At 41.0% G+C, this 19,547-nt stretch carries 22 protein-coding genes; 15 read left to right on the top strand and 7 right to left on the bottom strand.

Annotated features, from left to right (window positions below; genetic code table 11):
- Nucleotides 1-61: 61 nt before the first annotated feature.
- The 4 genes from ACK8HY_RS21630 to ACK8HY_RS21645 form a co-directional block, all read right to left on the bottom strand.
- Complete coding sequence (locus tag ACK8HY_RS21630) at nt 62-358, bottom strand: MazG-like protein (protein WP_416134782.1); 297 nt, start codon at nt 356-358, stop codon at nt 62-64.
- Between the two features lie 258 nt (nt 359-616).
- Complete coding sequence (locus ACK8HY_RS21635) at nt 617-1,429, bottom strand: helix-turn-helix domain-containing protein (protein WP_416134783.1); 813 nt, start codon at nt 1,427-1,429, stop codon at nt 617-619.
- Nucleotides 1,430-1,553: 124 nt separating this feature from the next.
- Complete coding sequence (locus ACK8HY_RS21640) at nt 1,554-2,546, bottom strand: SDR family NAD(P)-dependent oxidoreductase (protein ID WP_416134784.1); 993 nt, start codon at nt 2,544-2,546, stop codon at nt 1,554-1,556.
- Nucleotides 2,547-2,765: 219 nt separating this feature from the next.
- A complete protein-coding gene (locus ACK8HY_RS21645) occupies nt 2,766-3,332 on the bottom strand; it encodes a hypothetical protein (RefSeq protein WP_416134785.1) in 567 nt (188 codons plus the stop codon).
- Nucleotides 3,333-3,581: 249 nt separating this feature from the next.
- Here ACK8HY_RS21645 and ACK8HY_RS21650 point away from each other — a divergent pair, with 249 nt between their 5' ends.
- Nucleotides 3,582-4,157, top strand: coding sequence for a Crp/Fnr family transcriptional regulator (locus ACK8HY_RS21650; RefSeq protein ID WP_416134786.1), 576 nt, complete (start codon nt 3,582-3,584; stop codon nt 4,155-4,157).
- A 186-nt stretch (nt 4,158-4,343) separates the two neighbouring features.
- Here ACK8HY_RS21650 and ACK8HY_RS21655 read toward each other — a convergent pair whose 3' ends face one another.
- Nucleotides 4,344-5,249: a helix-turn-helix domain-containing protein gene (locus ACK8HY_RS21655; RefSeq protein ID WP_416134787.1), complete on the bottom strand. Its 906-nt coding sequence runs from the start codon at nt 5,247-5,249 to the stop codon at nt 4,344-4,346.
- A 157-nt stretch (nt 5,250-5,406) separates the two neighbouring features.
- Here ACK8HY_RS21655 and ACK8HY_RS21660 point away from each other — a divergent pair, with 157 nt between their 5' ends.
- The 11 genes from ACK8HY_RS21660 (at nt 5,407) to ACK8HY_RS21710 (ending at nt 16,141) form a co-directional block, all read left to right on the top strand.
- Nucleotides 5,407-6,228 (top strand): SDR family NAD(P)-dependent oxidoreductase, encoded by an 822-nt coding sequence (locus ACK8HY_RS21660; RefSeq protein WP_416134788.1) that lies wholly within the window; start codon nt 5,407-5,409, stop codon nt 6,226-6,228.
- Nucleotides 6,229-6,262: 34 nt separating this feature from the next.
- Complete coding sequence (locus ACK8HY_RS21665) at nt 6,263-7,456, top strand: MFS transporter (RefSeq protein WP_416134789.1); 1,194 nt, start codon at nt 6,263-6,265, stop codon at nt 7,454-7,456.
- 40 nt (nt 7,457-7,496) lie between these two features.
- The gene (locus tag ACK8HY_RS21670; protein ID WP_416134790.1) at nt 7,497-8,039 is read left to right on the top strand and encodes a carboxymuconolactone decarboxylase family protein; all 543 of its coding nucleotides are present in this window, start codon (nt 7,497-7,499) and stop codon (nt 8,037-8,039) included.
- A 132-nt stretch (nt 8,040-8,171) separates the two neighbouring features.
- Nucleotides 8,172-9,038: an SDR family NAD(P)-dependent oxidoreductase gene (locus ACK8HY_RS21675; protein ID WP_416134791.1), complete on the top strand. Its 867-nt coding sequence runs from the start codon at nt 8,172-8,174 to the stop codon at nt 9,036-9,038.
- Nucleotides 9,039-9,164: 126 nt separating this feature from the next.
- Nucleotides 9,165-10,055 (top strand): helix-turn-helix domain-containing protein, encoded by an 891-nt coding sequence (locus tag ACK8HY_RS21680; protein ID WP_416134792.1) that lies wholly within the window; start codon nt 9,165-9,167, stop codon nt 10,053-10,055.
- A 278-nt stretch (nt 10,056-10,333) separates the two neighbouring features.
- Nucleotides 10,334-11,407 carry an L-dopachrome tautomerase-related protein gene (locus ACK8HY_RS21685; RefSeq protein WP_416134793.1) on the top strand — a complete coding sequence of 358 codons (1,074 nt, stop codon included), beginning with the start codon at nt 10,334-10,336 and terminating at the stop codon, nt 11,405-11,407.
- A 62-nt stretch (nt 11,408-11,469) separates the two neighbouring features.
- Nucleotides 11,470-12,405, top strand: a complete 936-nt coding sequence (locus tag ACK8HY_RS21690) for an NADP-dependent oxidoreductase (protein WP_077433720.1) — start codon at nt 11,470-11,472, stop codon at nt 12,403-12,405.
- Between the two features lie 265 nt (nt 12,406-12,670).
- The gene (locus ACK8HY_RS21695) at nt 12,671-13,114 is read left to right on the top strand and encodes a carboxymuconolactone decarboxylase family protein (RefSeq protein ID WP_077433718.1); all 444 of its coding nucleotides are present in this window, start codon (nt 12,671-12,673) and stop codon (nt 13,112-13,114) included.
- Between the two features lie 273 nt (nt 13,115-13,387).
- Complete coding sequence (locus ACK8HY_RS21700) at nt 13,388-14,302, top strand: oxidoreductase (protein ID WP_416134794.1); 915 nt, start codon at nt 13,388-13,390, stop codon at nt 14,300-14,302.
- Between the two features lie 31 nt (nt 14,303-14,333).
- Nucleotides 14,334-15,308, top strand: coding sequence for an SDR family oxidoreductase (locus tag ACK8HY_RS21705; protein ID WP_416134795.1), 975 nt, complete (start codon nt 14,334-14,336; stop codon nt 15,306-15,308).
- A gap of 29 nt (nt 15,309-15,337) precedes the next feature.
- Nucleotides 15,338-16,141 carry a helix-turn-helix domain-containing protein gene (locus ACK8HY_RS21710; protein WP_416134796.1) on the top strand — a complete coding sequence of 268 codons (804 nt, stop codon included), beginning with the start codon at nt 15,338-15,340 and terminating at the stop codon, nt 16,139-16,141.
- A gap of 46 nt (nt 16,142-16,187) precedes the next feature.
- Here the strand turns inward: ACK8HY_RS21710 and ACK8HY_RS21715 are convergent, their stop codons facing one another.
- The gene (locus tag ACK8HY_RS21715; protein ID WP_120334022.1) at nt 16,188-16,526 is read right to left on the bottom strand and encodes a winged helix-turn-helix transcriptional regulator; all 339 of its coding nucleotides are present in this window, start codon (nt 16,524-16,526) and stop codon (nt 16,188-16,190) included.
- A 104-nt stretch (nt 16,527-16,630) separates the two neighbouring features.
- Between ACK8HY_RS21715 and ACK8HY_RS21720 the strand changes: the two genes are divergently transcribed.
- The 3 genes from ACK8HY_RS21720 (at nt 16,631) to ACK8HY_RS21730 (ending at nt 18,816) form a co-directional block, all read left to right on the top strand.
- Complete coding sequence (locus tag ACK8HY_RS21720; RefSeq protein ID WP_416134797.1) at nt 16,631-17,377, top strand: SDR family oxidoreductase; 747 nt, start codon at nt 16,631-16,633, stop codon at nt 17,375-17,377.
- Nucleotides 17,378-17,609: 232 nt separating this feature from the next.
- Nucleotides 17,610-18,356, top strand: a complete 747-nt coding sequence (locus tag ACK8HY_RS21725; RefSeq protein ID WP_416134798.1) for an SDR family NAD(P)-dependent oxidoreductase — start codon at nt 17,610-17,612, stop codon at nt 18,354-18,356.
- 10 nt (nt 18,357-18,366) lie between these two features.
- Nucleotides 18,367-18,816: a nuclear transport factor 2 family protein gene (locus ACK8HY_RS21730; protein ID WP_416134799.1), complete on the top strand. Its 450-nt coding sequence runs from the start codon at nt 18,367-18,369 to the stop codon at nt 18,814-18,816.
- Between the two features lie 55 nt (nt 18,817-18,871).
- Here ACK8HY_RS21730 and ACK8HY_RS21735 read toward each other — a convergent pair whose 3' ends face one another.
- The gene (locus ACK8HY_RS21735) at nt 18,872-19,480 is read right to left on the bottom strand and encodes a TetR/AcrR family transcriptional regulator (RefSeq protein WP_416134800.1); all 609 of its coding nucleotides are present in this window, start codon (nt 19,478-19,480) and stop codon (nt 18,872-18,874) included.
- Between the last annotated feature and the right edge of the window lie 67 nt (nt 19,481-19,547).

Raw genomic sequence — 19,547 nt, forward strand, 5'->3', positions numbered from 1 at the left:
AAAAATGCGAAGTCCTTTCAAACTCCGCATTTTTATAACTTACACACTTTATGAGACGGTGTCATAAAAATTGATCAACGGCCTTCCTAATATCAATTCCAGATCTTTCCGCCAAGACAATCAGCCACCAAATGTTTTCACCAAGTTTATGTTCCAATTCTGCTTCAGAACCGGCTTTCGGCCAACGTTGTTGTTGCGACATAACGTTTCTGCCCACTAAACCAGCATCCGTTAAATAAGCCAGCGCATCCTCTTCCACTGTCCATTCACTTCCATGGTGGAGCAATTCCAGTTCGCGATATTTTTCTCTAATTTCCATACTGCGGCGAATGATTTCATCAAAATTTTCTATACTCATATCTTTACTATTGTTTAGTCCACATTGGATTTGTTTCTAATATAGCCATAATCCGTAGATAATTCTCACCCTTAGTTTTGAAACTAATTCAAAAAGTACCGATGATGTTATCGCGCGTGTTGCTGGGGTTTCGCATGATTTTGTACAGAAAGTACGGGCTGATCTAGCCAGAGACAAAAAGTAAGTATTCCCAATATAGACGAAGACCCGATTCGTAGGCAATTGTATCTTTTGGACCTGCAGGAAGAACGCCTGAAACTAGGATAGGGGATCGACCAAACGACTTGGAGCCAATCCAAACTGCTTTTTGAAAGCAAATGAAAAATGGGAAAGATTTTCAAATCCTACCTCATAACAGACTTCCAAGGGCTTTTTTTTCTTTTCTGTAAGCTGATAATAGGCAAGTTCCAAACGTTTATGTGTTAACCAGCGTTGTGGAGTCATGGTGAAAGCCTTTTTGAAGTCTCGCTTAAATGTTGTAAGACTTCTGCCCGTCAGGTAACCAAATTTTTCCAGTGGAAGATTGAACATAAAATTCTTTTCCATATAATCGACAAGGTTGATTTTTCCGGGCTCTTCAAAATTAGCAAGTACATGATCGATCTCTTGGTTCAGCGTTCGGAGAATACTGATGGCTTCGGTAATTTTAATGGAGGCAATATCCACAGGGATGTCTTTCATGTCGAAATAGGGAATAAGTGATGCCAGGCAACTTTCCAGGAGCGGGTGATTATTGAAACAAAAAATCTTCGGTGAATTTTTGGGTTGGGAATTTATATTCTTGCCTGCATAGAAATTCTTCAATGTTTCTAATGATAGATGCATGACAACAGTTTTATGAGGCTCACCGTCTTTAGGATAATTAATAATAGTCGCCAACTGATTTCTGGGAATTAGAAAAATATCCCCTTTTCCAAATATATAGGTAGCATCAGCCTGTACAATCTTGGTTTCTCCGGAAAGAAACCAGACCAGCATATGCTGGTCAAACATAATATCTGATTTGAAAAACTTGTCTTCGTAGCTTGAAAGTTTTATATCTTCGGTAATGTATCGGGCTTGGTATTCCATGATTTTTGCTTTTTTATAAGGGAAATCAATAACATAAAGATAAGAAATAATAGCATTTACTTTGTTTAAAAGTTCATTGCGAAATTGGGGCAAAATGCAGATTCTGCCCCAGTCGTAAGCTGATTTACGGATTGAAGCGAATACCCGTCATCTCTTCTGTCAGTTTCCATAGTTTCTTCGCATTGGTTTCATCAAGTGAATAAGGATTGACGCCTTTCTGGTCGGCAATATCTGATGATAGTACTGCGATGTCTCCATCCTCACAATAGACTCCTCCAATATGCTCCAATAAAGGGCTTGTAGCACACCATACTGTTGTAGCTGCTCCTTGTGGAATCGTTTTTAATGATGCCGCTACCTCGGGAAACATGTTGCCATTTACATCCACAAAACCCATTTTTTGAAATAGTTCCAGTGGGGCTTCTCTGCCCAATTCAGTCCCACCAATAGAACCTGGATGAACGGCATAGCTTCTGATATGGGAAGATTGTCCCCGCACATCCAGTTCCATTGAAAAAAGATTGACAGCGGTCTTCGATTGTCCGTACCCCTGTAAGGTTTCATATGCGCTGTGGAGGAAATGAGGATCATCAAAATTAAAAGGCGCAAAATGATGACCGTGGGAAGAAACATTAATCACGCGTGCTCCATTGGCTTTTTTTAGTGACGGCCATAATCTGGCACTGAGCTGAAATAGGGCTAAATAGTTGGTCGCCAGCTGGGATTCTATACCCCGTGCATCTCTGCGAAGTGGTACCCACATAATGCCCGCATTGTTGATCAGTAAATGCAAGGGTCTTCCTGAGGCTATAAAATTTTCCGCGAAAGCATCAATAGATGTGGGAGACATTAAATCCATTGCGACAATTTCGACATTTCTAATTCCTTCCAGATTCTTCTTTGCCTTTTCAATATCGCGCGCAGGTATGATTACTGTAGCTCCGGCTGCGGCGAGAACTTTTGTGGTTTCCAACCCAATTCCTGTGTTGCCGCCAGTGACAATAGCGATTTTTCCGGTAAGATCGATGTTTTGAATGACATCGTCAGCTGTTGATTTTGCATTGAAGCCCGAACCGATAGGCTGTTGTTGAATTCCTTGATAATTATTCTTTTCCATTTTGAACATGTTTAATTGTTATTACTGAGACAAAATTAGGCCGGATTAACATGCGCCGTTTTGTTCAAAAGTCCTAATTAGCTTTGTTCAAAAGGGCAGGTGATTTTATAACAATACCAGTAGTTCGTTTTTCTTTGTTTTGGTTAGGATAATCCTCATTCTGGCAACGTAAGGTATAGCTATTTGGGAGCAACTATGGTGTACCACACTTAATAGGAATTATTCTTGCTGGTAGACCAGGTCTTTGCTGATGCAATGTTCTTCCCAGGGCATTTCTATAAGCCGGCTATGCGCGTTTTGTGGAATGATACTTTTTGATGTAGGCAGGTAAAAATGGGTTTTATTTCCACTTCTTAACGTATCGCGTAGATCGGGTATCTTTTTGAGGTTGCGCTGCAAGGCCGCAAAAAAAGCTTTTGCGGATTTGTCAGCTTGCTTCATGATCTGCCGCAAGTGGATGATTTCTCTTGCCCGGTCAGTTTCATAACCGCCGCTTCCTGCTATTGTATATTCGGCTACAGGCGAATCGTAGAAGAGACCCGAGCTTTTGATAGCCTCCTGATCTGAAAAGGGATAGGTGGACAGAAAAAATCCATAATAATCCGATGATGAAAAGCTTTCCAAAAACGCGGACTGATTTTCCTTGCTATATTTCACATAATTACGCTTGCCTGAACCGCGGTTTATCGTTTCAATATAGGCGTGCGCACGATATTTTTCCATCGTTTCTCCGCAATACTGAAAAAATAGCTCTGCAGGTATGGCAATCCAAAAGTATTGACCCATTTTTTTCTTGTATTTAATTTAACTAATATAGGATATTTACTCTTCCGTATCATTATTGTAACCAATGGCCAAAGGCTTTTGACCATCCACAACATAAGCTTCGTAACAGGTAACGCCTAATTTTTTAATGCCCTGAATGTAGGCAGGCAAGTAAATATACTAAAAGAATCAGACCACGTATGTAGAGGTTATATAACTTATTTTTTACTATCTTAATGGCACTAAAAATGATGAAACAGATTTAAAATAATGCTTGAACAGTTTAAAAAACACCTGGATAAATTTATAAAGGTTTCCGATGATGAATCTGCCGATATTACTGGATATTTTGAGCCCCAGACGCTTAAAAAGAAAGAAAACTTATTGACCGAAGGGCAGATCTGCAAAGCAAGTTATTTTGTACTGGATGGAATTATAAGAAAATTTTTCATCAACGAAAAGGGTGTTCAGCAGACTACTGAATTCGCGATCGAAAACTGGTGGATGACGGAGACGTTCTCTTATATAAATCAGACACCCACAGAGTTTTATATTCAGGCTGTACAGCCAACGGAAATTCTGGTCATTCGCCAACATGCCTTCAATGATCTAATGGAAAATCACCCGGTCATGGAAAAGTATTTTCGCATGGTGTACCAGAAAGCCTATGCTGCTGCACAGATGCGTGTCAAGATGCTTTATGAGCACTCCAGGGAAGAGCTATATCGTCAATTTCTCAAGAATCAACCTGCATTTCTCCAACGTGTACCGCAATATCTCATTGCTTCCTATCTAGGCTTTACACCCGAGTATCTCAGCGAAATCCGCAAAAAAAAATTTTCTTAAACCCGTTTAAATTTTCCCCGCTCTCTATTCTCCAATTTTGTAGTATCAAAATAAAAAATAAGAAAAATGGAAAAACGAATCAACATCAGCACAACAGAACCACAGGCATTCAAAGCGGCTACCAAATTTTTCACCGAGGAGCAGATCAATTTCAAACATTTTGCACTATTACCCATACTTATGAAATCAGTTCTTGGCTTCCTTAAATTGGACAGGTGTAACACCTACCAATTTTTTAAACAAACGGGTAAAATATGAAGGGCTTTCAAATCCCAGATCATAGGCTATGCCAGAAATGTTGCTGTCCGATCCCAGCAATAGATTTTTCGCCTCTTTAATCAGGTAAATATGGACATGTTCCAGAGCGGTTTTTCCGGTTTCCTGTTTAAGAAGATCGCTCAGATACCTGCTTGATAGAAAAAGTTCTCCCGCAAGATAATTTACGGTGGGCAAACCTTCTTTAAGGTGCAGCTTCTTATCAAAATAGTTCTGTAATACTGTCTGAAACCTTTTTAGCGTGGTTCCCGAAACGTTATTACTTCGATCCACAAACTGTCTTTTATAAAAGCGGTCGGAATATTTTAGGATGGAATCAATATGGGACAGGATAATTTCACGGCTGAATTCATCTGAGTTTTCGTCATATTCCTTGCGTATTTTTTCATAGAGCTCCCACATGATAACCTCCTCAGCAGGAGATAGGTGCAAGGCTTCATTTATTTCATACTCAAAATAGCCATAGTTTTTGATCTGGTCATGCAGAATATGGCCGGCCAGATAATCCTCATGAAAAAATATAACAAAACCCTTTTCTGCAAACTGTACATTACTGACCTCAATAATTTGCCTTGGCTTCATAAAAACGGTAGATCCATTACTGTGGTCATATTTCGTTTTCCCATATAGCACATAGCCCGATTTGATCTTTTTCAAAGCAACCATATAAAAGTCTCCGGTGAACCTGTCTTCTCCGACCGAATACGTCATAAGTTCTTTACAGGTCATCAGGCTCAACAGTGGATGCTTTGGAGTTTCAAAGCCACTTTTTTCATGAAGTTCGGTTATGCTCTTATAATGATTGATCTTTTCCAATGTCTCTAATTTTAGGAATTTGCTTGTTGAAATGTTTCAAAATTACATTTTCGTAAATCTGTGCTATTCTTCCGCTGATATGGAGTAGAGCAGAGGCCGGTTCTGGATATAACTTTGTCTTATCAAAATAACAAATAATAATTTAAACAATAACAAAATGGCAAAGACAATTTTTATTACAGGAGCAACTTCAGGATTTGGAAAACTTTGGACAGAAGCACTATTGCAACGTGGGGACAACGTCGTGGCAACTTCCAGAAAAGCGAATGCTTTTACAGCATTATCAGAAAAGTATGGTGATCAGTTATTACCGTTACAGTTGGATATTACCGATAGAGAAGCAGTATTTGCTACCGTAAACAAAGCCAAGGAACATTTCGGTCAGCTTGATGTGGTGATCAACAATGCAGGGTACGGCGTTTTTGGTGCAGTGGAAGAAATCGGTGAAAAGGTAGCCCGGGATGTTTTCGATGCAAATCTGTTCGGAACACTATGGGTGACACAGGCAGCATTGCCAATCCTAAGAGCACAGGCACATGGGCATATCATCCAGCTTTCAAGTGTACTGGGCGTATGGAGCCTTCCGACTTTAGGCATTTACAACGCAACAAAATTTGCGGTGGAAGGCCTCAGTGAGGCGCTGGCCAGCGAGGTAAAAGATTTTGGCATCCATGTAACGCTTATCGAACCAAATGGCTATAAAACAGAATTTGGTGGAAGTTCGGCAGTTTTTGGCGATTCGCTCGATGTTTATAATCCGCTAAAGGAAAGCCTGAGCAAAATAGAGGGGCTTGGCCCAGACGATTACGGCACTCCGGAAGCGACTGTTCCAGCAATCTTAACACTGATCGACAGTGAAAATCCGCCGTTAAGATTATTCCTGGGCAAATTGGGATATGTCAAAACAGAAAGGGTGTATGGTGAAAAACTTCAACAGTGGAAGGAATGGAAAGATGTTTCAGAAGCAGCGCACGGGTAATTCCGTGCTTCTTTTCACATAGTTAAACATAGTTATGAAAGCCCAAAAAATAGAATATTTACACATCAGCACCCTGCTCGCCTTTATCCTCATTCCTCTTGGAGGACTTACCACCGATATTTATATTCCCTCGCTGCCGGCGATGGCAGGTGATCTGGGCGTTTCCATGCAGCAGGTGCAGCTTTCCTTATTGCTTTTCATGGTAAGCTCCGGACTCAGCCAGCTTTTTATCGGGAGTATATTGGATAGCTTTGGGAGATACAGGATCAACTTGTTTGCCCTTATTGTATTTTCAATCGCCAGTTTTATTATTGCACTGGTTCCCCATATCGGTGTTATCTATGGAATGCGGATAATACAGGGAATAACAGTATCGCTGATTATCGTTGGAAAGAGGGCATTCTTTGTGGATATGTACAGTGGTGAAAAGCTGAAGCACTACACAAGCCTATTTTCAATTGTATGGGCAACGGCTCCTATTGTCGCACCATTTATTGGCGGATATCTACAGGTAACATTTGGCTGGCAGTCGAATTTTTATCTATTGGGCTTTTTGACAGCAGCTGTTCTGTTTTTCGAGTGGAGATATACCGGTGAATCGCTCCGGAAATTCCAGTCCTTTAACCGAAAGCAGATCCTAAATGTCTATTCAGGTATGCTTAAGACAGCGGATTTTAGTGTAGGGCTGCTTATTATCGGACTGAGCTATTCACTACTCGTTGTTTACGGTATCAGCAGTCCGTTTATTATTGAAAAAGTTTATGGTTATTCACCTGTTGTGACAGGCTACAGTTCGCTGGGTTCAGGAATTGCACTGATGCTGGGCGGAATCACCTCAAAGGTGTTGATAAACAAAAATCTCTTCTTAAAAATCAATACAGCCGTGATCCTACAATTGATTTTCGCAGGTCTGATGACCATTATATCATTTGGGGCGAATGGATTTTATGTACTGCTTATTTTTACGCTGCTTATTCATTTCCTTTCCGGCTTTATTTTTAATAATGTCTATGCATACTGTCTACAGCGTTTTAGCAAGAATGCAGGAGTAGCAAGCGGGCTGACCGGCGGCGGTATTTACGTCATTAGCTCCATTGCCGGTTACGGCCTGATCAATTTATTTGAGATAAAAAATGTTCAGAGCATTGCAATGGTCAATCTACTGATCGTGGTTTTGACTTTCCTTGGGATTGTTATTTTTAAACGATCAGTCGTTAGACGGGGGTGAAATTGAAAGATTCAAGTAAACAATAATAAATAATAAGAATATGAAAACTATTACAGTTCCAAACAAAGAACAATTGAGCGAAGAAGCTCAGGTCATTTTATCATCTGTAGAGAAAAAAATGGGCAAGATCCCGAACCTTTATGCTACTATCGGATATTCTTCATCAGCTTTAAAAGCGATGCTGGAAACAGAAGTAACCTTAGCGCATCATTCTTCTTACACCGCAAAGGAAAGGGAAGCGATCAACTTGGTGGTGTCCCAGGTAAATGATTGTGATTATTGTCTTGCTGCACATACCATGCTGGCTAAATTAAATGGTTTTAGTGAGGAGGACACTTTAGCAATCAGAAAGGGTAGTGTTGAGGATGTTAAATTGGATGCCATTATAAAACTCGCCCAATCGATCGCAAACAATAAAGGCAATGCCGGAAATGATGCGCTGGAAGACTTCTATAAAGCTGGTTTGGATGAGAAGGCGCTCGTAGAACTTACAGCCTTGGTTGCCCTTAGAAGTTTTACGAATTATGTTTTTGCAAATACCCAGATCCCGATTGATTTTCCGGCAGCAAAAAGTTTATCATAAGTGTTTTAATTGAAGTGTTGGTGAGAGCTTCTTTTAGAAATTGAAGGAGCTCTCTTTTTAACTAAGGTGTACAGCTAAAGCTATATCGTAATTATGTGCTATTCTTCAGCTGAAATGAGTTAGTGTATAAGTATGGATAAGGATAATTTTGGATTAACAAAAAAAGAAAAAACAATGAGCAAAATAATTTTTATAACAGGAGCTTCCAAAGGATTTGGAAAATTATGGGCTGAGGCCTTACTTAAAAGAGGTGATAAAGTTGCAGCTTCAGCTAGAAATATTGATGCGTTGCAGGATTTAAAAGAGAAGTACGGTGACAGCATTCTTCCTGTGAAACTGGATGTCAACAACCGTACAGAAGTTTTTGAAGTGGTGGAGAAGGTAGAAAAACACTTTGGAAGAATCGATGTTTTGATTAATAATGCTGGTTTTGGTTTATTCGGAACGACGGAAGAAACAACAGAACAGCAGGCGAGAGAGCAAATGGAAACCAACTTTTTTGGTTCACTTTGGGTAGCACAAGCAATTTTACCGGTGATGAGAAAACAAAGAAGTGGACATATCATTCAGATTTCCAGCTTTTTGGGATTAACGACGCTACCGCTTTTAGGATTGTACAATGCTTCAAAGTTTGCAGTTGAAGGACTAATTGAAACGATTGGTTCAGAAACAGCACATTTGGGAATCAAAACCACACTAATTGAACCTAATGGATTTGCAACGGATTGGGCAGGAGCTTCAGCGGTTCAGACTTCTTCGGATATTACCGATTACAATCCGGTACGAGAGGCATTTGCGGAAACAGGGGATAATCCTGATACTTGGGGAAAACCTGAATCGACAGTAGTGCCAGTTTTGAATCTTATTGACAATCAAAATCCTCCACAAAGATTATTGTTCGGTAAAATTGCTTATCACGTAGTCAATGAGGTTTACAACAAAAGATTGAACGATATCCAAAATTGGAAAGAGGTCAGCATTGCCGCACATGGGCATTAGATTTATAGGAATGATCCGCGCAAAGAAATTGTTTTCTACAGTTGTACTGGTTTGCTTTTTTAGCTTAACTTCAGAGAATCAGTTGTAATAGAAAGAGATTGTCGAACATTCGATAAAAAAAATAAAATGAAACATTATAAAACCCTTACAGAATTGCACAGCGGAAATGGCTGGGACGCTCCGGAGCACCCGCTCTTTAGTATGATCGGCTGTCAGGCGGCCTGTCCGCTGGGAAATAGGGAATTTACCACAGATTGCTACATTATCGCTTTCAAAAAAATAAAATCAGGGATGTTTATGTACGGACGTACAAAATACGACCACGATAATGGCTGTCTATTTTTTGCCAAACCACGGCAGATCATTGAAATGAAAGACCTCGAATTTGAAGAAAAAGGCTATATGTTGATGATTCACGAAGATTATCTGAACGGTCACGAGCTCTTTAAAAGCATTAACAATTATGGCTTCTTTGACTACGATGTAACGGAAGCGCTGCAACTTTCTCCAAAAGAAGAGCAGATTATTCTGGAGCTTCACGCGAAAATTCAGGGCGAATATTTTAATAATCCCGATGAATACAGCCGTGAGATTATCTTGAGTCATATATCATCGATTTTGAAATATGCACAGCGCTTTTACAAAAGACAGTTTATCGACAGAGAACAGGTTATTGGAAAAACAGCATCAAGATTCAATGATATCCTTAAAAAATATATTGATGAAAGAGGTCTGGAAAAAAACGGGTTGCCAAGCGTTACCGATATTGCCGACCAGCTGTTTATTTCGCCACGTTATTTAAGTGACGTACTGAAACAGGAAACTGGGAAAACTGCTTTGGAACTCATTCATATATTTTTGATTTCAGAGGCTAAAAATCTATTGAGATTGGGAGAGAAGGGAGTTGCGGAAATAGCCTATCACTTAGGATTCGAGAATGCTTCTTATTTTACAAAATTATTTAAGAAACAGACAGGTCTGAGACCTTTGGAATTCAGAAAATCACAGCTGAACTAATTACTGCAATTCTGCTTGTTAAAGTCACAATGAAACTTCATTAGTTTCCTGTGACTTTTTTTAATGATCCGCTCCACGGATTATTACCAATATGATGACTTTTTCGTTGGCGGCGAACAAGCAACTTTTGCTTAGAGAAGAGCCAAGCTTTCCTGGATTATCCTCCGTTATTGGAGGATTTTTGATTTTTCGTACGTCTGTGCTATTCTTTCCGTAAAATGAACTATTTATCCGCTGCAGTGCAATATAACTTTGCTATATCAAAAACAAAGCAAGTTATGAAGATAATAATTGGATTGATAACATTTATAGCAGCCGTTTCATCGGTAAAAGCACAGCTTATTCCCGTAGCAAGTTCAACGGTCGTTTGGAATGGGGTAACAACAAATAGCGAAGGCAGGATCTTCGTTAATTTCCCCAGAATCGAGGGCGATAAAGGTATGAGGATCGGAGAGGTTCTGAAAAATGGAAAAATCATTCCCTATCCAAATGAAGACTGGAACAATTGGAAGTTAGGAGCAGACGTAAATGAGAAGTTTGTAAGAACCAATTCTCTGAGAATAGGACCGGACGGTTTGCTTTGGATACTAGATACAGGGACACCATCAATGGGACAAAAGCCATTAGTAGGAAATGCGTTGAAATTGGTTTCGATTGACATTAAAACCAATACCGTACAACAGATTATTCCACTTTCGGAAATTGCAAAACCTTCGACTTTCATTGATGATCTAAGAATTTCAGGAAACACGATTTATCTGACAGATGCCGACGAACCAGCTTTAATAATCGTAGATAAAACAACTGGAAAAGGCAGAAGGGTTCTTGAAAATCATCCTTCAACCACCGATAATTTACCGATAAAAGCGGAAGGAAAAGTTATGAAAGATGAAAAAGGCAATGAAGTGAGAATCCACGCTGACCAATTAGAAATTTCTCCTGATGGAAAATGGCTTTATTTTCAGCCTGCAAGCGGCCCACTTTGGAGAGTGCAAACACAATATCTGAATGATGAAAATCTCTCCGAAAAAGATTTGGCTTCCAAAGTCAAATTATTCTATAAAACCCCATCAACAGGAGGGACAGCTATCGATGCAGATGGAAATATCTACGTAAGCGATGTCAATAACAGTGAAATCATCAAAATATCACAGGATGGAAAAGAAAGTCTCATTATTAAAGACAAAAGGCTACTCTGGGCAGACGCTTTATGGATTGATGACAATGGATATCTATGGATTCCGACAGGCCAGCTGAACCGTTTGGCGGCGTTTGAGAACGGAAAAAGTAGAGTGACATTTCCGGTTGTGATATATAAGCTGAAAATCAATGCGAAACCGTTAAGAAATTGAACTCATTTCAAGATTTAAATTAAAGTAATTCAAATAAATAACATTTAAAAAATATCAATATTATGAAAGCAATTGTATTAAAAGAAGCAGGAAATGTAGACAATTTAGCATACGTAGAACTGGCAAAACCAACCATTAACGAAGGCGAAGTATTAATCCAAGTAAAAGCCATCAGCATCAATCCGGTAGATGTAAAAAGCCGCGCCGGAAAAGGAGTTTACGGAAGAATTAAAACAGAAAATCCATTGATTTTGGGTTGGGATATTTCCGGAATAGTAGAAGAAACTAAAAGTTCAGCTTTTAAAGTTGGCGATGAAGTTTTCGGAATGGTCAATTTTCCAGGCCACGGAAAAGCGTATGCAGAATATGTCGCAGCTCCGGCCCATCAATTAGCCCTAAAGCCCAAAAATATCTCTTTTGAAGACGCCGCGGCTTCTACTTTGGTTGCGCTAACTGCGTATCAGGCTTTGGTTCACCATGCGAATATTCAGCAAGGGCAAAATGTTTTGGTCCACGCAGCTTCTGGTGGAGTAGGACATATCGCTATACAGATTGCCAAATATTTAGGGGCGAAAGTGACGGGAACTTCTTCCCCAAAAAATAAAGATTTTGTCATGAGTTTAGGTGCAGATTCCCATATCGATTATCACGTCTTCGACTGGAAATCAGCAGGCAGAACTTTTGATTTTGTATTGGATACAATTGGCGGGGACAATATCGACCATTCGCTCGAAGTGACCAAAGAAGGCGGTTCCATCATCAGTATTCCGACAGGTCTGAATGAAGATGTAACTTCAAAAGCAGAATCCAAAGGTGTGAAAGGTTATTTTATTCTTGTACAGTCCAGCGGAGAGGATATGAAACAGATCGCTTCTTTATTGGAAAGTGGAGCTGTAAAACCTCATGTTTCCAAATCTTTTCCCTTTGAGCAAATGAGAGCAGCGCATCTGGAACAGGAAACGGGGAGAACGGTTGGTAAAATCGTGATTACTCTATAAATTGTTTCAGCATTAGAATTAGGCCTTTACTTTATTGTACCTGGGATCCTTTTTATATGCTCTTCGCGGTTGCAGCGCCACGCCTGGCCTTCTATCTGCAGGTGACGTAAAATGCAAATGTTGGAAGGCTTAACGTTGCTTCCTATCTGGGCTTTACACCCGAGTATCTCAGCGAAATCCGCAAAAAGAATTTTTCTTAAACCCGTTTAAGTTTTTCCGGCACTCCATTTTCCAAATTTGTAATATCAAATTTAAAAATAAGAAAATGGAAAAACGAATCAACATCAGCACAACGGAACCACAGGCATTCAAAGCAATGTTAGGATTAGAGGGTTATCTGTCAAAAATTGATATCTCACAAACGCTAAAAGAGCTGGCCAAAATCAGGGCATCACAGATCAACAACTGTGCTTACTGTATCAGCATGCACACCAAGGATGCCATTAAAAATGGTGAAAAACCGGAGCGTATCTTTTTGTTGAGTGCCTGGAGGGAGGCTGCCAAATTTTTCACCGAGGAAGAGCAGATCATACTGGCTATGACAGAGGAAATAACCCTTATCCACCAACATGGATTAAGTGAAGAAACCTACAGCAAGGCATCCGAGATTTTCTCCGAAAACCAGATCGCTCAGATCATCATGCTCATCGTCACCATCAATGGCTGGAACCGTATTGCCTTGAGTACTCATCTGGAAATAGAAGATTAATACATACGTTTATAGGGAGCTGTGGAAATGGACCAGAAGTATTTCATAAGCTCCCTTTATCGAAAAAATCTTAAATGACACAGGCATGTCAGAACATGGCATCCAAAAATTCGGACAAGGCCCGGTAAAAGTATTGGAGCGGAACGAATTCTGGTACAACTCGCAAACCCTCGGAATATAACGGAAAGGTGAACTCCACAACAAAGGAAATTTGAACTCCACAACAAAACGACATAATAGCAATTCGACGAACTTTGTAAAAAATTAAAGGTTATGTGGACAAAAAATAACATCCCTGATTTATCGGGGAAAATAGCAATCGTCACCGGATCAAACACCGGTATTGGGTTTGAAACAGCAAAAGCGCTGTATGAAGCAGGTGCACATGTGACCATTGCCGCACGGGATTTCCAGAAAGGAAAAGATGCGATTCAAAAAATCCAGTCCGAAACGGCTGGGATGGGAACATTGGACTATGGAATGCTCGACCTTGCAAACATCGGCCAGATTCGGCAGTTTGCAGATCACTTTATGCAAAAGCATACAAAACTGGATATACTCATCAATAATGCCGGCGTAATGGTTCCCCCGGCCGCTAAAACGGATGACGGATTTGAATTGCAGTTCGGCGTAAACTTTATGGGTCACTTTGCGCTGACAGGATATTTGCTGCCGCTCATTAAGCAGACAGCCTATGCCCGGGTAGTGACTCTATCCAGTGGTGCGGCTACTTTGGTGGATAGCATAGATTTTGACAACCTCAGACTGGAAAAGAGCTATGATGAATGGCGTGAATATGCGGTGAGCAAGCTGGCAGATATCTTGTTTACCTATGAGCTGGACAGGAGATTCAAAAATGCCCGTATGTCAGCCATTTCTGTGGCGGCGCATCCCGGCGTCACGCGAACCGATCTGCAGCAGAATATCCCGGGTGAAAATCTGGAAGGCATGTTTGCCGCATTTGATCAGGTAATGGCCCCCTGGCAGGGTGCCCTGTCCAGCCTGTTTGCTGCGACAGATCCATCTGTCGAAGGCGGTAAATTCTATGGCCCGGACGGTCCGAAAGAATACGCGGGATATCCGGCCCTATCAAACCATCATACCGCAGCGATGAACGATGAAGCGCTTGCCAAAAGGCTCTGGGATTATGCGGAAAACGCCATACAATTGATCTACAAATTCCAATAATTGACCTACGAATTCCAATAATTGATCCGAAATGAACAATCAAACAGTTTTAGTAACCGGTGGTACCGGATTTTTAGGCGTTAATACTATTCTTGCACTACTTGAGCGGGGATTTACCGTAAGAACAACACTGCGCACGCTTTCCCGCAAGAATGAAATCATGGATGCCCTGAGCGAAGGCGGCATCAGCACGTTTGATCAGCTATCTTTTTATCAGGCCGATCTGCTCTCTGACAGCGGTTGGGATGAAGCGGCGCAGGGATGTGACTATGTCCTGCATGTGGCATCGCCATTTGTCGCCGAGCAGCCCAAAGACGAAAACGAGCTGATTATCCCTGCAAAACAAGGTACGTTGAGAGCCTTGAAAGCCGCGAAAAGGGCAGGCGTCAAACGTGTCGTGCTCACATCCTCTTTTGCTGCGATCGGTTATAGCATCGATCCCAAAAACCATGTTTTTACGGAGCTCGACTGGACCGATGAAAACGCGCCGCTACAGGCTTATATAAAGTCAAAAACAATTGCAGAAAAGGCCGCTTGGCAATTTATAGAGGATGCAGCCACAGCTATGGAGTTAACGGTCATCAATCCCGTCGGAATTTTTGGCCCCATCCTCGGCGGTATTTCCTCGGCCTCGCTGGATACTGTGGTTAAGGGCATTGTTGACGGACTCATCAAGGAAAATGCACCATTTACATTCGGTGTGGTAGATGTACGCGATGTCGCTGATATCCATATCAAAGCGATGTTACACCCTGAAGCGGGCGGACAGCGATTTCTGGCAACTTCGGAAGGGGCAATGTCTTTTTATGATGTAGCCGAACTGATCAAAAAGGAACGTCCCAAACTGGCCGGAAAAATTGCTGCCCTGCAACCTACACCACCCCAAGAGTATACAAAGATGTCCAACAAAAAAGCGACAGAAATGCTCGGCTGGCACCCGCGTGCGAAAGAACAGGCGATACTTGCAAGCGTGGACAGTTTAAAATTTAGTCAGGCACAGGATTAACCGCCAGGGATCAGTATATTTGGTAAACCATGAAAGTAAACAACATCCAATCCTGTCATCTGGGGCCGGAGATCTCTCCCGAAAATTATATACCGGAAAACTATTTTCTATATTTATTGAAGGGAGATATGAAGGCTTATGATGGCGAAAAAAACTACAGCATGAAACCGGGCGACTATTGTATCGCCCGGAAAAATCATTTGGTACGTTATACAAAATATAAGGACAATGATGAATTTGAAAAAATCATCATCACACTGGATGAGGAATTCCTGAAACGCTTTCTTAAACGGCATGTTTATCAAATCCGGCCATCAGCCATCGGCGACGCATTTATTTTTATACCGGAAAATAAGCTCATCAAGAATTATATAACATCCCTGGAACCGTATTATATCGGCGATCTGGAGATCAGTGCAGATTTTGTTGATGTCAAAAGAGAGGAATTACTGATTATTCTATTGAAATCTAATCCTGACCTCATTCATATATTGTTCAATTTCTCGTTACCTGATCGGATTAATTTAAAGGAATACATGAACAAAAATTTTAGGTTTAACATCAGCCTGGAAAAGTTTGCATTTTTTACGGGGAGGAGCCTTTCGACCTTCAAACGGGATTTTCAGCGCGTATTCGGAATGGCTCCGGGCACCTGGCTCAAGAAAAAAAGATTGCAGGAGGCCTATTTTCAAATTGCCGAACAATCCAGAAAGCCCAGTGATGTCTATCTTGAAGTAGGGTTTGAAGATCTCTCTCATTTTTCTTTTGCGTTCAAGAAAGAATTCGGAAAGACGCCAAATGAGGTAGCAAAGCCCGTTTCAAATGGGATTTAATACCAAGTAGCAAAAGTCCAACTAAAATCCACTTCGCTGTGAGCGGCTAAACCTTATCCTCTACAATCATTTTTCGATGTTCTCTACCCCAGTTAATCATTTCCGAAATAATATTCCCGAAAGTCCTGCAATATGCAGTAGGTTCATATTCGATTAAGACAGGTGTATCGGGATAAACAGTTCGTTTAACCAACTTATTTAATTCCATATCTTTCAGCTCTTTTGAAAGCATTCTTGTGGTAATCCCCGGTATACTTCTTTCAATTTCGCGAAAACGTCTGTTGCCGTTGCAAAGCGAATTAATGACTGGGATTCTCCACTTACCTCCAATGAAATAAAGGGTGTCCTGCAACGCTCTAAGTTCTTCTGTCTGATCTCTTTCCATGGTTACAAAGTTAAGTGATATAATTCATGATACTGATATACTCAGTTATACTGATAACAAAAGTATACCATTTCTCTGATAACTTTGTAAAAAAAAATAAAGAAATGAAAAAGTTGAATAACAAATTAGCCATTGTAACAGGTGGAAACAGCGGAATAGGCTATGCCACCGCAAAAGAATTAATCGCCGAAGGAGCCAATGTCATTATCACCGGAAGACGAAAAGAAGCCATTGAGAAGGCTGCTGTAGAGCTAGGAGCTATTTCTTTTGTGGCGGATCAGGGGAAATTGGAAGATATTGAAAATTTCAGAACCCATATTGAAAAGGAATTCGGAAAGATTGACATCCTGTTTATTAATGCAGGCATCACCGGAAGTTTAGGTCCGATCGAACATATGAGTGCCGAAAATTTTGACAATGTAATGGGTATTAATTTCAGAGGAGCTTATTTTACTTTGAGCAAATTTATTCCCCTGTTAAACGAAGGTGCTTCGGTGGTATTCCTTTCATCAAACGTCGCGACCACCTCTAAACCAAACAGTTCGATTTACCAGGCAAGCAAGGCAGCATTGAATTCCATTGCGAAGACCGCTGCTGCAGAATTGGCACCAAGAAAAATCAGAGTAAATCTAGTAAGTCCGGGGCCTACAAAAACGGAGATTATGACAAAAGCAGGGTTGGACGAAAAAACATTGGAAGGTCTTGATGAATGGTTAATCAGCGGAATCCCCTTACAAAAAATGGGAACTGCGGAAGATGTAGCCAAAGCTGTTATTTACCTGTCAGATAACAATGTGGCAAGTTTCATGACCGGAACGGAAATCCTTATGGACGGTGGAATGGTTTTATAATCTTCCCCAATCTTCTTTTCCTTCACATATCGTCAATTTCATAATGCTTTTTTCTGCATTGTATATGGTTTTCGGGAAACCGAAAAGTTAATTACATCGGATCTACAAAGTTAGAAATTAGTTTATAAGCCCGCTTGTTTAAATATCATTGGTGATACCAACTTAAAAAGTGATCCTCATAATGACTAATTTCGGAACTAAAATTCCAGTAATTGAAATATACTTTAAAACAATGAAAACACTAGAAAATAAGACCGCATTTGTAACAGGCGGTACAAGAGGAATGGGAGAAGCAATTGTAAGACGTTTTGCTTCCGAAGGAGCCAATATCGTATTCACCTACGCCAACTCAACAGAAAAAGCAGAAAAGATTGTAGCGGAAATAGAAGCGCAGGGGGTAAAAGCGCTTGCCATCCATGCAGATGCCTCAGAAGCGGGCCGTTTAGAAAGTGCACTGGGTCAGGCTAATGCCAAGTTCGGAAAGATTGATATCCTTGTAAATAATGCCGCTGTCGCTATTCCTGGAACAATCGACCAAGCTTCCTTTCAGGTTGAAGGCTATAATAAAATGATAGACGTGAATATCCGCGCTGTAGCTGAAGCGGTTAGAACAGTAATTAAATTCATGCCTGACGGCGGAAGAATCATCAACATCGGATCCGTTGGAGGAAATAGAATAGGAGGCCCCGGTATGGCTGATTACGTTGCGACCAAAGCTGCGGTTTCGGCATACAGTAGAGGGCTTGCATGGGATCTCGGCTCAAGAAATATTACGGTGAATGCAATACTGCCCGGCGCAACTGATACGGATATGATGCCAAAAGACGAGGGGATCCGCCAGGCTTATACAAATGCTATTCCGCTTAAGCGTCTTGGAAAGGTTGAGGAAATTGCTGCACTTGCAAACTTCCTTGCCGGACCTGAATCTTCCTATATTACCGGTAGCAGTATCGTAATTGATGGCGGTATCAGTGCATAAACGTATGGCTATGAAAAATTTAAGTCATGAAGATCTCACTGCAATTGTCGAGATCAAAAAAGTAATGGCCCGCTACACCAGGTTCGTCGATACAAAGCAGTGGAACTCCTTTAAAGAATTATTCGACGAAAATGTCCATATGCTCTTCGAAGGAGAAAAAGGCGAGCGGCTTTTTGAGTTTAACAGTCCCCAAGAAATGGTGAATGAAACCGCGCCAGTGCTGGAAGGTGCCCACTCTGCTCATCACGTACATAGCCCAGAAATTGAACTGTTGCCCGAACACCGTGCCACAGCGATATGGGCAATGGAAGATCTGATCAACTTTGCCCAGAGGGAAGAGATTCCCTACAAAAAGCTGCATGGTTTTGGTCATTACCATCTGGAACTACTTAAAACAGAACAAGGATGGAAGATCACCAGACTACAGCTTAAAAGAACCATATTGGATATTTTAGTTTAAACTACTATCAATTAATAAGGGGAACCGGGTTTCGGAAATGGAACTCGGTTTTTTATCATTTTAAAATGGAAAGTGTCTGCTCGATCATTTTGCGGCAGGCCTCTTCATCCATACCCGCTTTGGTGGATACGACCATTCCTGATATGGTATTGACCAGGTAATCGGTAATAGTCTCCATATCGAGATCGCTGTGCGAAGGAGAGGAGTTCTTTAGCATTACCAGGAAATGTAATATTGCATCCCTGCTGTCGTTGTAGCTTTGCTGGATGATCTGGAGGGCCTGCTCATCGTGCGGACCGAACTCAATGATGGAGTTAACAAGGAAACATCCATTGGGCATTCCGGGGTGGTAGCATCCTTTGACAGCCAGATCGAAGATCTTGCTGATACCGTCCCTCGGGTTTTTGGCATTGCGCCTGATCTGCTCAAGGGCGTCAGTGGTTAATTTTGAATATCGATGGAGAGCCCTTATTAGAAGACCGCGTTTGTCACCAAATGTTGCATACAGGCTTGAGCGGCTGATCTTAAGATGGTTGACGAGTTCTTCAGGTGAGGTTGCGTGATAACCCAGCTGCTGAAAAAGAACAATCGATCTGTCCAGTATATCTTCTTCAATAAAATTTTTTTTTCGGCCCATCGTAATAAAAACTGTAATGCATACCACTTGATAGACAAATTTAAGGTTTTATTATTTACCGTTAGCCTAGCGGTATCACAGGTGGAACCACCTG

This window comes from Sphingobacterium sp. NGMCC 1.201703, assembly GCF_047784615.1.
Taxonomy (GTDB): Bacteria; Bacteroidota; Bacteroidia; order Sphingobacteriales; family Sphingobacteriaceae; genus Sphingobacterium.

What these genes read in the sequence shown, in the direction of transcription:
- ACK8HY_RS21650 (WP_416134786.1), top strand. Translation starts at nt 3,582, where the DNA reads ATGCTTGAACAGTTTAAAAAACACCTGGATAAATTTATAAAGGTTTCC.
- ACK8HY_RS21700 (WP_416134794.1), top strand. Translation starts at nt 13,388, where the DNA reads ATGTGGACAAAAAATAACATCCCTGATTTATCGGGGAAAATAGCAATC.
- ACK8HY_RS21645 (WP_416134785.1), bottom strand. Translation starts at nt 3,332, where the DNA reads ATGGGTCAATACTTTTGGATTGCCATACCTGCAGAGCTATTTTTTCAG.
- ACK8HY_RS21675 (WP_416134791.1), top strand. Translation starts at nt 8,172, where the DNA reads ATGGATAAGGATAATTTTGGATTAACAAAAAAAGAAAAAACAATGAGC.
- ACK8HY_RS21670 (WP_416134790.1), top strand. Translation starts at nt 7,497, where the DNA reads ATGAAAACTATTACAGTTCCAAACAAAGAACAATTGAGCGAAGAAGCT.
- ACK8HY_RS21730 (WP_416134799.1), top strand. Translation starts at nt 18,367, where the DNA reads ATGAAAAATTTAAGTCATGAAGATCTCACTGCAATTGTCGAGATCAAA.
- ACK8HY_RS21685 (WP_416134793.1), top strand. Translation starts at nt 10,334, where the DNA reads ATGAAGATAATAATTGGATTGATAACATTTATAGCAGCCGTTTCATCG.
- ACK8HY_RS21715 (WP_120334022.1), bottom strand. Translation starts at nt 16,526, where the DNA reads ATGGAAAGAGATCAGACAGAAGAACTTAGAGCGTTGCAGGACACCCTT.
- ACK8HY_RS21690 (WP_077433720.1), top strand. Translation starts at nt 11,470, where the DNA reads ATGAAAGCAATTGTATTAAAAGAAGCAGGAAATGTAGACAATTTAGCA.
- ACK8HY_RS21705 (WP_416134795.1), top strand. Translation starts at nt 14,334, where the DNA reads ATGAACAATCAAACAGTTTTAGTAACCGGTGGTACCGGATTTTTAGGC.
- ACK8HY_RS21635 (WP_416134783.1), bottom strand. Translation starts at nt 1,429, where the DNA reads ATGGAATACCAAGCCCGATACATTACCGAAGATATAAAACTTTCAAGC.
- ACK8HY_RS21725 (WP_416134798.1), top strand. Translation starts at nt 17,610, where the DNA reads ATGAAAACACTAGAAAATAAGACCGCATTTGTAACAGGCGGTACAAGA.
- ACK8HY_RS21720 (WP_416134797.1), top strand. Translation starts at nt 16,631, where the DNA reads ATGAAAAAGTTGAATAACAAATTAGCCATTGTAACAGGTGGAAACAGC.
- ACK8HY_RS21640 (WP_416134784.1), bottom strand. Translation starts at nt 2,546, where the DNA reads ATGGAAAAGAATAATTATCAAGGAATTCAACAACAGCCTATCGGTTCG.
- ACK8HY_RS21630 (WP_416134782.1), bottom strand. Translation starts at nt 358, where the DNA reads ATGAGTATAGAAAATTTTGATGAAATCATTCGCCGCAGTATGGAAATT.
- ACK8HY_RS21660 (WP_416134788.1), top strand. Translation starts at nt 5,407, where the DNA reads ATGGCAAAGACAATTTTTATTACAGGAGCAACTTCAGGATTTGGAAAA.
- ACK8HY_RS21665 (WP_416134789.1), top strand. Translation starts at nt 6,263, where the DNA reads ATGAAAGCCCAAAAAATAGAATATTTACACATCAGCACCCTGCTCGCC.
- ACK8HY_RS21680 (WP_416134792.1), top strand. Translation starts at nt 9,165, where the DNA reads ATGAAACATTATAAAACCCTTACAGAATTGCACAGCGGAAATGGCTGG.
- ACK8HY_RS21710 (WP_416134796.1), top strand. Translation starts at nt 15,338, where the DNA reads ATGAAAGTAAACAACATCCAATCCTGTCATCTGGGGCCGGAGATCTCT.
- ACK8HY_RS21695 (WP_077433718.1), top strand. Translation starts at nt 12,671, where the DNA reads ATGGAAAAACGAATCAACATCAGCACAACGGAACCACAGGCATTCAAA.